Origin of the sequence: Thauera sp. WB-2 (assembly GCF_027594845.1) — a bacterium.
GTDB lineage: Bacteria > Pseudomonadota > Gammaproteobacteria > Burkholderiales > Rhodocyclaceae > Thauera > Thauera mechernichensis.
In genome coordinates, this window is the sequence record NZ_CP088935.1 from 3333718 (window position 1) to 3347725 (window position 14008).

General features: G+C 66.4%; 11 protein-coding genes. 3 read left to right on the forward strand and 8 right to left on the reverse strand.

All coding sequences use genetic code 11. The features are described 5' to 3' along the window. Positions 1-87 precede the first annotated feature (87 nt). The 3 genes from LQF09_RS15350 to LQF09_RS15360 all read left to right on the forward strand — a co-directional run bounded on the left by LQF09_RS15350 (position 88) and on the right by LQF09_RS15360 (position 3826). Positions 88-1080, forward strand: a complete 993-nt coding sequence (locus LQF09_RS15350) for an ABC transporter substrate-binding protein (RefSeq protein ID WP_270068346.1) — start codon at positions 88-90, stop codon at positions 1078-1080. Next, positions 1080-3056 carry a hybrid sensor histidine kinase/response regulator gene (locus LQF09_RS15355; RefSeq protein WP_270069893.1) on the forward strand — a complete coding sequence of 659 codons (1977 nt, stop codon included), beginning with the start codon at positions 1080-1082 and terminating at the stop codon, positions 3054-3056. Before LQF09_RS15350 ends, LQF09_RS15355 begins: the two co-directional genes overlap by 1 nt. 332 nt (positions 3057-3388) lie before the next feature. Next, a complete protein-coding gene (locus LQF09_RS15360) occupies positions 3389-3826 on the forward strand; it encodes a PhaM family polyhydroxyalkanoate granule multifunctional regulatory protein (RefSeq protein ID WP_002932935.1) in 438 nt (145 codons plus the stop codon). 12 nt (positions 3827-3838) lie between these two features. On the opposite strand, the gene LQF09_RS15365 is transcribed toward LQF09_RS15360, so the two are convergent. From LQF09_RS15365 to LQF09_RS15400, 8 genes are all read right to left on the reverse strand, one after another. Then, positions 3839-5029 (reverse strand): CaiB/BaiF CoA transferase family protein, encoded by a 1191-nt coding sequence (locus LQF09_RS15365; RefSeq protein WP_270068347.1) that lies wholly within the window; start codon positions 5027-5029, stop codon positions 3839-3841. Between the two features lie 415 nt (positions 5030-5444). Then, the gene (locus tag LQF09_RS15370; protein WP_270068348.1) at positions 5445-6680 is read right to left on the reverse strand and encodes a phenylacetate--CoA ligase family protein; all 1236 of its coding nucleotides are present in this window, start codon (positions 6678-6680) and stop codon (positions 5445-5447) included. Positions 6681-6730: 50 nt separating this feature from the next. Then, a complete protein-coding gene (locus tag LQF09_RS15375; RefSeq protein WP_002944813.1) occupies positions 6731-7546 on the reverse strand; it encodes an ABC transporter ATP-binding protein in 816 nt (271 codons plus the stop codon). Between the two features lie 54 nt (positions 7547-7600). Further along, the gene (locus LQF09_RS15380; RefSeq protein ID WP_002932928.1) at positions 7601-8932 is read right to left on the reverse strand and encodes an ABC transporter substrate-binding protein; all 1332 of its coding nucleotides are present in this window, start codon (positions 8930-8932) and stop codon (positions 7601-7603) included. Between the two features lie 50 nt (positions 8933-8982). Then, the gene (locus tag LQF09_RS15385) at positions 8983-10059 is read right to left on the reverse strand and encodes a branched-chain amino acid ABC transporter permease (protein ID WP_002932926.1); all 1077 of its coding nucleotides are present in this window, start codon (positions 10057-10059) and stop codon (positions 8983-8985) included. A 15-nt stretch (positions 10060-10074) separates the two neighbouring features. Continuing rightward, positions 10075-11004 carry a branched-chain amino acid ABC transporter permease gene (locus LQF09_RS15390; RefSeq protein WP_002932924.1) on the reverse strand — a complete coding sequence of 310 codons (930 nt, stop codon included), beginning with the start codon at positions 11002-11004 and terminating at the stop codon, positions 10075-10077. Positions 11005-11016: 12 nt separating this feature from the next. Beyond that, positions 11017-11838 carry an ABC transporter ATP-binding protein gene (locus LQF09_RS15395; RefSeq protein ID WP_002932911.1) on the reverse strand — a complete coding sequence of 274 codons (822 nt, stop codon included), beginning with the start codon at positions 11836-11838 and terminating at the stop codon, positions 11017-11019. 14 nt (positions 11839-11852) lie between these two features. Continuing rightward, a complete protein-coding gene (locus LQF09_RS15400) occupies positions 11853-13844 on the reverse strand; it encodes an AMP-dependent synthetase/ligase (RefSeq protein WP_270068349.1) in 1992 nt (663 codons plus the stop codon). Positions 13845-14008 lie beyond the last annotated feature (164 nt).

Consider the following 14008-nt stretch of genomic DNA (forward strand, 5'->3'; position numbering starts at 1 on the left):
CCGTCGCCGCACCATGACAGTTTGCCTCAACGCCCCGTCCTGCCCGCGGCACGTGACACCTGCCGCGGGCTCCGAAGGCGGGCGGCGATGACGCAAGGCGCAACTCCAGGCGGCTGCGCCATTGATTCCATTCGCATTGCCGGGCGCCCGCTGATGGCGAGCGTCGTCGTTGCCGCGCTTGTCGTGTGCAGCCTGCTGCTATCGGCGCCTGGCTTCGCCGCGGGGCGCATCCTCGTGATCTCGAGCGGCAACGAAGGCATCCACGCGGAAACGCTCGCCGCCCTGCGGCGCACGCTGGCGGCTGCGCCTGCCGCCGTCGACATCGAGACCCGCCTCTCCACCGCCGACAGCCCCGCCGAAGCGCTCCCGCCAGCCGACCTGGTGATCACGATCGGCAGCCGCGCCGCGCAGACTGCGACCGCGCTCGACCCACCCGCCCCGCTGCTTCACGTCCTGCTGTCCCAGCAGGCATTCGCAGCCTTGCCGGCACGCCCCAGCATGCTGCCGCGCACGGCCATCGTCCTCGACCAACCTGTCGAACGCCAGCTTGGCCTCGTCCGGCTCGCACTCCCCGACTACGATCGCATCGCCCTCATCGCCAGCCCCGACAGCGCACAACTCGCGAAGGCTATCGAACAAGGCGCCCAGGCGCATGCGCTCTCGGTATCCAGCGCCGTGATCGAGGACGACCGTGGTCTCTACACCGCATTGCGCACGACGATGGCCGAACCCGCCGTCCTCATCACCGTGCCGGACCCCCGCATCTATCACATGCACACTGCACACAACGTGCTGCTGACCGCCTTCAGACTGCGCTCGCCCGTACTCGGCTACTCGGCTGCCTTCGTGCGCGCGGGCGCGGTCATCGGCCTGTACACGACCCCGGACCAGGTCGGCACCGAAGCCGCCACCCTGGCCCTGCACACGCTTGCCGGTGCAGCGCTGCCACCGCCTGCCAGGCCTGGCCTGTACGAAGTCGAAGTCAACACTACCGTCGCACGCTCCCTGGGGCTCGACCTGCCAAGTGCCGAGGCCCTTCACGGCGGACTGAAAGCCATCGAAGCGGGCAATGTGCCATGATGAAGCGGATGCGCAACTGGGGCGTACGCGCCCGCGTCACCTTCGTCGCCCTGATGCCGACGATCGTGCTCGCCACCTTGATGACCGCCACCCACGTCAGCCTGCGGCTGGCGGACCTCGACGAAGCCCTGCTCGCCCGCGCGCAAGCCCACGCCCGCCAACTCGCGGCAGGAAGCGAGTACGCCGTCTTCTCGGGCGACCTGCAATCACTGCAACAGCTGGGCAACGCCCTGCTCACCGCCGATGACGTGCTCGGCGTCGCGATCCTGGCCGCGGACGGCAGGCTGTTGGCCACAGCGGGCAAACCGGCCACCGAATGGCCGCTGGCGCCGGCCGCGCCGGCCCCCTTGATCCATCACAATGGCGCTGGACGCTGGCTGCGCATCGTAGAACCGATCGCCTCGAGTGCGCTGCCCGCTACCGGTGGCATCACCAGCCTGGAGCTCGAACCGGGTAACGCCAGCAGCTGGCAACCACCCCCGATGGGCACGGTCGTGGTCGACCTCTCGCTCGAACGCCTGCAGAAGCGCCAGATCGAACTCCTGTGGATCGGTGCCGGCTGGCTCCTTGTCGTTGCCCTCGGCAGCCTGCTCCTCGTGCGCAGCATGAGCCGCAGCGTCACCGGGCCAATCCGCAGCGTGGCCGAGACGGTGCAGCGCATTGGCCAGGGCCGGCTGCACGAACGGGTACCCGTACAGGGCGGTGGCAGCCTGCGCAGGCTTGCAGAGGGCGTCAATGAGATGGCCGAACGGCTGGCCAACGTGCATGCATCCATGTCACAGCGCATCGATGACGCCACCGCACAATTGCGCGCACGCAAGGAAGAGGCCGAGCGCGCCAACCTCGCGAAGTCGCGTTTCCTCGCCGCCGCCAGCCACGACTTGCGCCAGCCATTGCATGCGCTGGGGCTGTTCCTCTCCGAACTCCAGCAGCAGGGCCTGGATCAACGCAGCCGGCGGATCACCGAGCGCATCTCGGCGTCGGCAGAGGCCATGGAAAGCCTGCTCGACAGCCTGCTCGACATTTCCCGCCTCGACGCCGGGGTGCTCAACCCCGCCCCCACGCACTTCGACCTCCATGCCTGCCTCGAACGCATCGCACACGGCTATTCGGCCGCAGCTCAGGCACGCGGCCTGCGACTGCGCCTGCACTGCCCGCCGTGCCGTGCCCACACCGACCCCCACCTGCTCGAGCGCATCGTCTCCAACCTGGTCAGCAATGCCATCCGCTACACCGAACAAGGCAGCGTACTGATCGCCTGCCGCCGACGCGGCACCCGCCTGCGCATCGAAATCCGCGACAGCGGACGAGGGATCGCAGCGGATGAGCAGCACATCATCTTTCAGGAGTTCGTCCAGCTCGACAACCCGGAACGCGCGCGCGACAAGGGCCTCGGCCTCGGCCTGGCGATCGTACGCCGGCTGACCGACCTGCTCGGGCTCGTGGTCGAATTGCGCTCCGCCCCCGGCCGCGGATCGGTATTCGCCATCGAGGTCCCTGCGGGCACCGCAGCGGAAGCCACCCGGGCGCATGACGACGCCCGCGCACTCGGCCGCCTCGACGGCCTTGTCGTGCTGCTCGTGAGTGAGGACGTCCCCGCCGAGCGCACCCTGACCGATCTGCTGACGCACTGGGGCTGCGACATGATCACCGCACGCCGCGCGGACGACGCACACGCCCTCATCAACGACGGCGTCGGGCCCAACCTGCTTCTGGTCGACCTCGATGGCGCCGCCAACGGCCTCCAACTGGTCTCCGACATCCGCACCCGCCCCGGCCTCGAGGCGCTCCCAGCCGTGCTGTTGGGCACGGCAGCCCCCGCCGAGACCCTCGCCCGCATCCAGGCCGAAGGCGCGCAGTTCCTGCACAAGCCGGTACGCCCGGCGCGCCTGCGAGCCCTCATGAACAGGCTGCTGTCGACGGCCGAGCCCCCGGGCCAGACACCACCGCACACCGACCCCGCGCCACCGGCCTGAAGGCCACGACCTCGGCCATGTCGCCTTCAGCCCCTCGCGCTTGCGCCGCGCCTACAGGGTAATCGGCCGCGCAGGGTGCCGTAGGAGCGGCGCAAGCCGCGAGCTTTTCCGAGCGGCTGCGATGGGCTTTTCATCGCACTCACCCGACACCGGTCGCCTTCAACCCCTCGCGGCTGGCGCCGCTCCTACGGCGGGAACAGACACCGCGGCGCCCCCCCGGTAGGCGCGGCGCAAGCCGCGAGCTTCCCGGGCGGTTGCGTACGGCCGTGCACAGCGCTCCTCATGCATCGGTTAATATTGCTGCATACCTTCAACCCACAGGGAGTGCCGCAATGTCTCAGGATCAGAACGCGCAGGACCCGCTCGATTTCGTTCGCGGCATGTGGAACAGCATGGGCTTCTCGCTGCCCGGCATGGTCACGCCCACGCTGGATGTCGATGAACTCGACAAGCGCATCGCCGACATGAAGGCGGTCGAGGGCTGGCTGAAGATGAACCTCAACATGCTGCAGATGAGCATCCAGGGCCTCGAGATGCAGCGCGCCGCCATCGCCGCCGTGAAGGCAATGAGCCAGCATGCGGCGGGCAGCGACGCACCGGGCGCGGACAACGCCGCAAACGCAGGCGCCAACCCCTTCGCCGCTGCCGCTGCGATGTGGCCCTGGAACATGATGAACAACGCACAGGCCGACGACGCCCAGGCCGCGGCCGACAGCGCTGCCAAACCCGCGGCCCGGGGCGGCCGCCGCAAGGCACCCGCCGACAAGTAAGCCGGAACAGCGTCAGATCACGCCCGCTGCACGCAAGCGGGCGCGCTCATCGGCTCCAAGCCCAAGCCCGGCCAGGATCTCATCGGTGTCGGCACCCGCGCGCGCAGGCGCCGGGTTCGCGGCACCCGGCGGCATGCCACCGAGACGGACAGGTGGGCCGAACTGGCGCACACCGCCCACCTCCATCACCATGCCGCGCGCGCGCAACTGGGCATTCTCCAGGCTCTCCTCCAGCCTGAGCACCGGCGTCACACAACAATCCACACCGTCGAACAGCGCCACCCAGGCCTGCTGGCTACGACTGCGGAAGATCGCCGCCAGTGCGTCCCGCACCCGCTTGCCGTCTTCGCCGACCGCGAGATGGCCGGGCTTCAGGTCCGGGCGCTCGAGGGCATCGCACAACATGTGCCAGAACTTCTCTTCCAGTGCCCCCACCGCCATGTGGCGGCCGTCCGCAGTCTCATACACGCCATAGCAGGGCACGCCGCCGTCCAGCAGATCCTCGCCGCGCGGCCGCACACGTCCGTTGGCCAGCACCTCGGCAAGCGGGAAGATCGCGTGCGCGAAGGCCGCATCGGTCATCGACACATCGACATGACGCCCCTGGCCACGCTGGCGCGCATCGAACAAGGCCACCATGATGCCCATTGCCGCCGCCATCGTACCGCCCAGCAGATCGCCGATCTGCAGGTTCGACAACGCGGGCGGACCGCCCGCAACACCGATCTGGTCGAGCACCCCGGCATAGCCGATGTAATTGATGTCATGCCCGGCGCGCTCGGCATACGGACCGCTCTGGCCGTAGCCCGAGATGCTGCACAGGACGATCGCCGGCTTGCGCTCGGCAAGCACCGCATAGCCGAGGCCGAGCCGCTCCATCACCCCGGGCCGAAACCCCTCGACGACGACATCGGCCTCATCGACCAGCCGCAGGAACAGCGCCCTGCCCTCGGCCTGCTTCAGATCCAGGCGCAAGCTGCGCTTGTTGCGGTTGACCACCTGGTAGAAGTAGCTGGTCTCGCCCCCCATCGCACCCATGGTACGGGCGTAGTCACCAGCGCCGGTGTCCTCCACCTTGATCACCTCGGCACCGTAGTCGGACAGATGCTGCGTCGCGAGCGGGCCAGGCAGCAAGCGCGTGAGATCCAGGATGCGCACGCCAGCGAGGGGCGCATGCGTGGCGGGAGAATGAGCCGGGTTCATGTATGTATCCGTGATGATGTCTTGACTGGCCGGCATTATGCCAACCGGCGCCGCCCCGACGGCACCCCTCACACGCCTCGCCCCCCCTGTAGGAGCGGCGCAAGCCGCGAGGGGTTGAAGGCGATGAGCGCTGGCCGGGACAACTAAAAGCTCGCGGCTGGCGCCGCTCCTACGGCACCCCTCACACGCCTCGCGCCCCGTAGGAGCGGCGCAAGCCGCGAGGGGTTGAAGGCGATGAGCGCTGGCCGGGACGACGAAAAGCTCGCGGCTGGCGCCGCTCCTACGGCACCCCTCACACGCCTCGCCCCCCGTAGGAGCGGCGCGAGCCGCGAGGGGCTGAAGGCGATGAGCGCTGGCCGGGACGGCAAAAAGCTCGCGGCTGGCGCCGCTCTGACACGGGGGCCAGCCAACCGTGTCAGTTGTAGACGCGCACGTCGTCGATGACCTTGCCGTCGTTGGCGAGCGCGCCGGAGGGCAGGAAGGCGACCTCGCCACGCAGCTTGGTGAGCTCGCGAATGCTGCTGGCCACGGCGGCTGCGAGCGCTTCGCTGCCACCACCGGCCACCTCGCACATGAGGGTCATGCGGTCGTTGAGATCGGGGTTATCCACCACCAGACGGGCACGGCGAATCTCGGCGTGGCGGCGCACCACATCGGCGATCTGCCCCGGATGGACGAACATGCCCTTGACCTTGGTCGTCTGGTCGGCGCGCCCCATCCAGCCCTTGATGCGCAGATTGGTGCGTCCGCAAGGCGACGCACCCGGCAGCACGGCCGAAAGGTCGCCGGTACCAAAACGGATCAGCGGGTAATCGGGGTTGAAGGTGGTCACAACGACCTCGCCAACCTCGCCCTCGGGCACCGGATCCCCCGTCCCCGGACGCACGATCTCGAGCAGGATATCCTCGTCGACCACCAGGCCCTCGCGTGCCGGCGTCTCGTAGGCGATCAGGCCGATGTCGGCGGTCGCATATGCCTGGTAGGCCTGGATGCCACGCGCCGCGAAAGCGTCGCGCACGCTCGGCGGAAAGGCTTCACCCGACACGAAGGCCTTGGTGAAGGACGGCCGCAGGCCGGCCTCGTCCGCCTTCTCGAGCAAGATGCGCAGGAAGGACGGCGTGCCCACGTAGGCATTGGGCTGCAGGTCGACAATCGCCGCCAGTTGCTGCTCGGTCTGCCCCACCCCGGCCGGAAACACCGTGCACCCCAGCGCATGGGCGGCCGTCTCCATCATCGAACCGGCAGGCGTGAAGTGGTACGAAAAGGTGTTATGCACCAGGTCGCCCGCGCGGAAGCCCGCCGCGTGCAATGCGCGCGCGAGCCGGTAGTAGTCGGGCCGGGCGCCTTCGGGCTCGTACAAGGGGCCGGGCGAGGCAAACACGCGTCGGCACGCCGCCCCCCAGCCAACCGCCGCAAAGCCGCCGAAGGGCCGCGCCGCCTTCTGCTGCTCCAGCAGTTCGGACTTGCGCGTCACCGGCAGCGTCGCCAGGGCCTCGCGGCTGATGATGGTGTCCGGGTCAACATCCTCGAGCAGGCGGGAAAAGGCGGGCGCGCTCGCCCGCGCGTGGGCGATCTGGCCGGGGAGGCGTGCGAGCAGCGCACGCTCGCGAGCGTCCGCGGGCAGCGTTTCGCGATCGTCGTAAAAAGTCATGTCGGCATCCTTGCGCGATCCGGTATGGAGGAAGTGCGTCGCCCGCAGGCTCAGCTCAGCCAGCGCTTGCGGCGGCGATAGTGCTTGATGTCGCGGAAGCTCTTGCGACCCTCGCCGGACAGGCCGAGGTAGAACTCCTTGACGTCCTCGTTGGTCGCCAGGTCCTTGGCTGCGCCTTCCATCACGATGCGGCCGTTCTCCATGATGTAGCCGAAGTCCGCATAGCGCAGGGCCACCATGGTGTTCTGTTCGGCGAGCAGGAAGCTCACCCTTTCCTTGGTGTTGAGATCCTTCACGATCTCGAACACTTCTTCCACAATCAGCGGCGCAAGGCCCATCGACGGCTCGTCGAGCAGCACCAGCTTGGGCTTGGCCATCAGCGCACGACCGATCGCGCACATCTGCTGTTCGCCGCCCGAGGTATAGGCCGCCTGGCTGTTGCGGCGCGTCTTCAGGCGTGGGAAATAGTTGTAGACCTTTTCCAGGGTCTCCTCGACCGCGGCCTTGCCGTCGGTGCGGGTATAGGCGCCGGTACGCAGGTTCTCCTCGATGGTCAGGTGGCCGAAGCAGTGGCGACCCTCCATGACCTGCACCACCCCACGCTTGACGAGATCGGCCGGGGTCAGGGCCTCGACGCGCTCGCCCTTGTACTCCACCGAACCCTTGGTCACGTCGCCGCGCTCGCCCTTGAGCAGGTTGCTGACCGCGCGCAACGTGGTCGTCTTGCCGGCGCCGTTGCCACCCAGGAGCGCAACGATGCTGCCCTCCTGCACCGACAGCGAGACACCCTTCAGGACGAGGATCACGTGGTTGTAGATCACCTCGATGTTGTTGACGCTGAGGAAGGCTGAATTGGGAGCGTTCATCTTCGATTCCACGGAAAGGCCTCCGCACCCGCAGGTGCGGAGGCACGTTTCAACTTACTGCGCGCACTGCTCGGCGGTACGGCGCTGGATGTTCTTCTCCGCGGCGTACTTGCTCGCCGCGTCGAGCACCATCGGGCGCAGGACCTTGTCGTCGGCCTGGTACCAGTCGGAGCTGAACTCCCACTTGTTGCCGTCCCAGGTGTGGACGCGAACCCACGATGCACCCATGTGGTCGGTGCAGGAGGTCTGCACCGGGCGCATCACGCCGGCAAAGCCCATGCCGTCGAGCTTGTCCTGGTCGAGATTGAGGTTCTCCAGGCCCCAGCGCACCTGCTCGCCGGTCATGACCTTGCCCTTGCCGTAGCGCTCCTGGGCGGCGGCAACGCCTTCGACCCCCAACATGGCCGAGATCAGGCCGCGCATGTACAGCACGGAACCGACTTCGTCCTTCGGACCGGTGCCCTGGCCCTTGTCATGCACCATGGCGAGGATGTCCTTGACCACCTTGGAGTTCGGCTCTGCACCGTGCTGCAGGGTGAGCGCGCTGTAGCCCTTGGCGCCGGCGCCGACGTCCTTGACGTCCGGCTCGGCACCCGCCCACCACACGCCGAGCATCTTGTCGCGCGGATAGCCGGTGGCCTGCGCTTCCTTGAGCGAGGTCGAGTTCATCACGCCCCAGCCCCACAGCAGCACGTGGTCCGGACGGTCGCGGCGGATCTGCAGCCAGGTCGCCTTCTGCTCCACGCCCGGGTGGGCAACCGGCAGCAGTTGCAGGTCGAAGCCGTGCATCTTGGCGCGCTCCTGCAGCAGCGGGATCGGCTCCTTGCCGAACGGGCTGTCGTGATAGACCAGCGCGATCTTCTTGCCCTTCAGGTTATCGACGCCGCCGTAGGCCTTGCCGATGTGCTGGATGGCGACGTCGGCCGCCACCCAGTAGGTGCCCAGCAGCGGGAAGTTCCAGGTGAACACCGAGCCGTCCTGCGACTCGCTGCGGCCGTAGCCGGCGGTGATCAGCGGGATCTTGTCCACCGGGGCCTTCTCGGTGAGCGCGAAGGTGATGCCGGTCGACAGCGGCTGGAACACCGTCGCGCCCTTGCCCTTCAGGCGCTCGTAGCACTCCACGCCGCGGTCGGTGGCGTAACCCGTCTCGCACTCCTCGAACGACACCTTGACGCCATTGATGCCGCCCTTGGCGTTGACCAGCTTCAGGTAATCGACGTAGCCGTTTGCCCACGGGTTGCCGTTGGCGGCATAGGCGCCGGTGCGATACACCAGGATCGGGAAGTACTGCTCGGCTGCCTGGGCGTGGGCCGCGGGGGTGAACACGGCGGACGACAGGCCCACCGAGGCGATGGCGGCCGCGAGGGCCAGGGAACGGAATTTCATGAGTCTCCTCCTTATTTATGCTTCATGGGCACTGCGAAAAGTGTGCTGCATCAGTGCGGGAACGGCCACAGGCGCAGCTTCTGCTTGGCGATCGACCACAGGCGGGCGAGGCCATGGGGCTCGACGATCAGGAAGAAGATGATCAGCGAACCGAAGATGATGAACTCGGCGTGCGAGATACCGGCAGTCGACACCGTCACCCCCACCAGGCCGCCGAGGAAGGGCAGGAACTGGTTGAGGAAGATCGGCAGGATCACGATGAAGGCGGCGCCGAAGAAGCTGCCCATGATCGAGCCCATGCCGCCGATGATGACCATGAACAGCAACTGGAACGAGCGATCGACCGAGAACGCCGCCGGCTCCCACGAACCCAGGTGCACGAAGCCCCACAGCGCACCCGCCACACCGATGAAGAACGAGCTCACCGCGAACGCCGACAGCTTGGCGTACATCGGGCGGATGCCGATCACCTCGGCGGCCACGTCCATGTCGCGGATCGCCATCCACTGGCGGCCGATGCTGGCGCGGGTCATGTTCTTGGCCAGCAGCGCGAACACCACCACGAAGATCAGGCAGAACAGGTACTTCTCCACCGGCGTGTTGATCACCCAGCCGAAGGCTTCGAGCTTGGCCACCGACACCGAGCCCGAGGCCGAGTTGTTGGTGAACCAGCCGATGCGCAGGAAGGCCCAGTCGCACAGGAACTGCGCGGCCAGCGTCGCCACTGCCAGGTACAGGCCGCGCACCCGCAGGCTGGGGATGCCGAACAGGATGCCGAAGCCCGCTGCCGCCACACCGCCGAGCAGCATCGCCAGCACCAGCGGCATGCCATCGACCCGCACCATGAAGTTATAGGCTGCGTAGGCACCGATCGCCATGAAGGCACCCGCCCCCAGGGTGATCTGGCCGCAGTAACCCACCAGCAGGTTCACCCCCAGCGCCGCCAGCGCCAGCACCAGGAAGGGGATGAGCACCGCGCGGAACAGGTACTCGTCGGCGAGGAAAGGCACGCCGATGGCTGCGAAGGCGATCAGACCGAGGACGAACCACTTGTCCTGGGCGATCGTGAAGATCTGCTGGTCGGCCAGGTAGCTCGTCTTGAACTGGCCATTCTCACGATAAATCACTGTTCTATCTCCCCGTCAGACGCGGTTGATGATCTTTTCGCCGAACAGACCCTGGGGCCGGAACAGCAGCACGATGAGTGCCATCACGTAGGCGAACCAGATTTCGATGCCGCCGCCGACGTAGGGTCCGAGATAGACCTCGGACAGCTTCTCGCCGACACCGATGATCAGGCCGCCGACGATCGCACCCGGCACCGAAGTCAGGCCGCCGAGGATCACCACCGGCAGCGCACGCAGCGCCACGGTGACGAGGGAGAACTGCACGCCCATCTTCGAGCCCCAGATGATGCCCGCCACCAGCGCCACCAGGCCGGCCACGCACCACACGATCACCCAGGTCTTGTTGAGCGGGATGCCCACCGACTGCGCCGCCTGGTGGTCATCGGCCACCGCACGCAGCGCCCGGCCCACCGAGGTCTTCTGGAAGAAGACGGTCAGGCCGCCGACCAGCACCGCCGCCAGCAACGCAGCGATGAAGTCTTCCTTGTTGATCATGACGCCGCCTTCGATGAGGCCCTCGAACATGATCACCGGGTCCTTCGGCATGCCAACGTTGATCGAGTAGATCTCGCTGCCGAAGAAGGTCTGGCCCAGGCCCTCGAGCACGTAGGCGATACCCAGGGTCACCATCAGCAGGGTCGCCCCTTCCTGGTTGACCAGCTTGCGCAGTACGAAGCGCTCGACCGTCCACGCCACCGCGAACATCACGATACCCGCACCGATGATGCCGATCACGTTGGCCAGGAACAGGCTGTCGCCGCCCAGCGCCGCGTTCGACCACTCGGAAAAGCGCGCCATCGCCAGCGCGGCGACCAGCACCATCGCCCCCTGGGCAAAGTTGAACACCCCGGAGGCCTTGAAGATGAGCACGAAGCCCAGCGCGACCAGCGAATACAGCATGCCGGTCATCAGGCCGCCCAACATCGTTTCGATAAAGAATCCCATGTCCCGCTCCGCTCAGTGACCGCTGCCCAGATAGGCGTTGATGACGTCCTGGTTGTTGCGCACCTCGTCGGGCGTGCCGTCACCGATCTTCTTGCCGTAGTCGAGGACGACCACGCGGTCCGAAATGTCCATCACCACCCCCATGTCGTGCTCGATGAGCACGATCGTGGTGCCGAACTGGTCGCTGATGTCGAGGATGAAGCGGCACATGTCCTGCTTCTCCTCCACGTTCATGCCCGCCATCGGCTCATCCAGGAGCAGGATCTCCGGCTCCATCGCCAGCGCGCGACCGAGGTCGACGCGCTTTTGCAGGCCGTAGGGCAGCGCCCCCACCGCGGTCTTGCGGATGTGCTGGATCTCGAGGAAGTCGACGATCTCCTCGACCTTCTCGCGGTGTGCGATCTCCTCGTTACGCGCTGCGCCGATCCACAGCGCCTGCTGGAAGAGGTTGCACTTCATGCGCAGGTTGCGCCCGGTCATGATGTTGTCGAGCACGCTCATGCCCTTGAACAACGCAATGTTCTGGAAGGTGCGCGCGATACCCTGCTTGGCCGCCATGTGCGGCTCCATCTTCTTGCGCTCCTGGCCGCGGAACATGATCTTGCCTTCCTGGGGGTGGTACACCCCGTTGATCACGTTCAGCATCGAGCTCTTGCCCGCGCCGTTGGGGCCGATGATGGCGCGGACCTCGTGCTCGCGGATGTTGAAGCTGATGTCGGTCAGCGCCTTCACCCCCCCGAAGCGCAGCGAGATGTTCTGCAGGTCGAGGATCACGTCGCCGAACTTGCGGCCGCCCTGGGCGGCGGCAGGTGCGGCATTGCTGGCATTCGTCATTATCTCGTCTCTCCTCACGCGGCCCGCTTGCCGGCCTGCTGCGCGAAGGTCTTGACCTCCTCGATGCGCAGATCGGCAGACACCTTGGCCGTGCGGCCGTCTTCGTACTTGACCTGGGTCTCGATGAACTGGCTCTTCCTGCCTTCGAACATGGCTTCGATCAGCTCACCGTACTTCTCGGCGATGAAGTTGCGCCGCACCTTGCGCGTGCGCGTGAGTTCGCCGTCATCCGCATCGAGCTCCTTGTGCAGGATCAGGAAACGCTTGATCTGCGAGCCGCTCATGTTGGGGTCGCTCGCCAGGTCGGCGTTGACCTTCTCGATGCCATCGCGGATCAGGTCGTACACCGCCGACTGCTGGGCGAGGTCGGCGTAACCCGAGTAGGCCATGCCCTTCTTCTCGGCCCAGTTGCCCACCGCCTCGAGGTCGATGTTGATGAAGGCGGTGACGAACTCCTTGCCGTTACCGAAGGTGACCGCCTCCTTGATGTGCTGGAAGAACTTGAGCTTGTTCTCGATGTAGTTGGGCGCGAACATCGAGCCGTCGGCCATCTTGCCCACGTCCTTGGCACGGTCGATGATCTTGAGGTGGCCGTCCTCGTCGAAGAAGCCGGCATCACCGGTCATGAAGTAGCCTTCGGCGTTGATCGACTCGGCCGTAGCGTCCGGGCGCTTGTAGTAGGCCTTGAGCAGCATCGGCCCCTTCACCAGGATCTCGCCGTTGTCGGCGAGCTTGACCTCGACGAAGGGCGCCGGCTTGCCCACCGAGTCCAGCTTGATCTGGCCATCGGGCTGCAGGCACACGTAGGCGCAGGTCTCGGTCTGGCCGTAGAGCTGCTTCAGGTTGATGCCGATCGAACGGTAGAAGCGGAACAGGTCCGGGCCGATCGCCGCGCCCGCGGTATAGGCCACGCGGATACGGCTCATGCCGAGCACGTTCTTGAGCGGGCCGTACACCAGCAGATTGCCCAGCCAGTACTGGAAGCGGTCACTGCCCGAGACCGGTTTGCCGTCGAGGATGTCGGCACCGCAGCGGCGGGCCACGTCCATGAAATGGTTGAAGAACTTGCGCTTGAGCGCGCTGGCATCCTCCATGCGGATCATCACCTGGGTGAGCAGGTTCTCGAACACGCGCGGCGGTGCGAAGTAGTAGGTGGGCCCGATCTCGCGCAGGTCGTTCATGACCGTCTCGCCCGACTCCGGGCAGTTGATCGTGAAGCCCGCCACCATCGCCTGCGCGAACGAGAACAGGTGGTCGCCCACCCACGCCATCGGCAGGTAGGACAGGATGTCCTCGCGATCGGTGAGCTGATCGAACTGCATGCCACCACGCGCCGCGGCAATGAAGGCGCCATGGGTCTGGCACACGCCCTTGGGCTTGCCGGTGGTACCCGAGGTGTACAGCATGATCGAGATGTCGTCGGACGCCCCCTTGTCGATCTCCCCGTTCAGGAAGTCCGACTGGTTGCGGTCGTGGATACGCCCCATTTCCTGCAGCTCATCCAGGCCCATCAGCAGGGTCTGGGTGTAGTGGCGCATGCCGCGCGCATCGTCATAGATCACATGCTCGAGCAGCGGCGCCTCCGGCTGGATCTCGAGCATCTTGTCGACCTGCTCCTGATCCTCGACGATGGCGAACTTGATCTCGGCGTCCTGCAGCACGTAGACCATCTCCTGCGCCACCGCATCCTGGTACATCATCACCGGGATGCCACCCAGGCACTGGCAGGCCGCAACCGACCAGTACAGACGCGGACGGTTATCGCCAACGATGGCGAGACGGTCGCCACGCTTGAAACCGAGCTGCGCCAGACCGCAGGCGATCGCCCGCACATTCTCGGCCACCTGCGCCCAACTATAGGTCTGCCAGATTCCGTAGGCCTTCTCGCGCATCGCCGGCTGCTGCGGCCGAGCCTTCGCGTGATGCATCAGGTAGCGCGGAAACGTATCCAGCCCACCTGTCGCACCCTGCCCGTGGATATCGGAGCTGCCATTGCCTGCGTCCATTCCACACTCCTCCTTCGGTTTTTGTCCTGTCTGATCCGGCCGCGGGCACCTTGTTATGGTGTATTGCCCGCGGGGCGCGAAGCCGCACCCGTGTCAGTTCAGGATGGAGTGTGACAAGCCACCTTTGCGCAACTGTTTGTGGAATGTACTGAATTGTTGCAGTC

What these genes read in the sequence shown, in the direction of transcription:
- LQF09_RS15350 (WP_270068346.1), top strand. Translation starts at nt 88, where the DNA reads ATGACGCAAGGCGCAACTCCAGGCGGCTGCGCCATTGATTCCATTCGC.
- LQF09_RS15355 (WP_270069893.1), top strand. Translation starts at nt 1,080, where the DNA reads ATGAAGCGGATGCGCAACTGGGGCGTACGCGCCCGCGTCACCTTCGTC.
- LQF09_RS15360 (WP_002932935.1), top strand. Translation starts at nt 3,389, where the DNA reads ATGTCTCAGGATCAGAACGCGCAGGACCCGCTCGATTTCGTTCGCGGC.
- LQF09_RS15365 (WP_270068347.1), bottom strand. Translation starts at nt 5,029, where the DNA reads ATGAACCCGGCTCATTCTCCCGCCACGCATGCGCCCCTCGCTGGCGTG.
- LQF09_RS15370 (WP_270068348.1), bottom strand. Translation starts at nt 6,680, where the DNA reads ATGACTTTTTACGACGATCGCGAAACGCTGCCCGCGGACGCTCGCGAG.
- LQF09_RS15375 (WP_002944813.1), bottom strand. Translation starts at nt 7,546, where the DNA reads ATGAACGCTCCCAATTCAGCCTTCCTCAGCGTCAACAACATCGAGGTG.
- LQF09_RS15380 (WP_002932928.1), bottom strand. Translation starts at nt 8,932, where the DNA reads ATGAAATTCCGTTCCCTGGCCCTCGCGGCCGCCATCGCCTCGGTGGGC.
- LQF09_RS15390 (WP_002932924.1), bottom strand. Translation starts at nt 11,004, where the DNA reads ATGGGATTCTTTATCGAAACGATGTTGGGCGGCCTGATGACCGGCATG.
- LQF09_RS15395 (WP_002932911.1), bottom strand. Translation starts at nt 11,838, where the DNA reads ATGACGAATGCCAGCAATGCCGCACCTGCCGCCGCCCAGGGCGGCCGC.
- LQF09_RS15400 (WP_270068349.1), bottom strand. Translation starts at nt 13,844, where the DNA reads ATGGACGCAGGCAATGGCAGCTCCGATATCCACGGGCAGGGTGCGACA.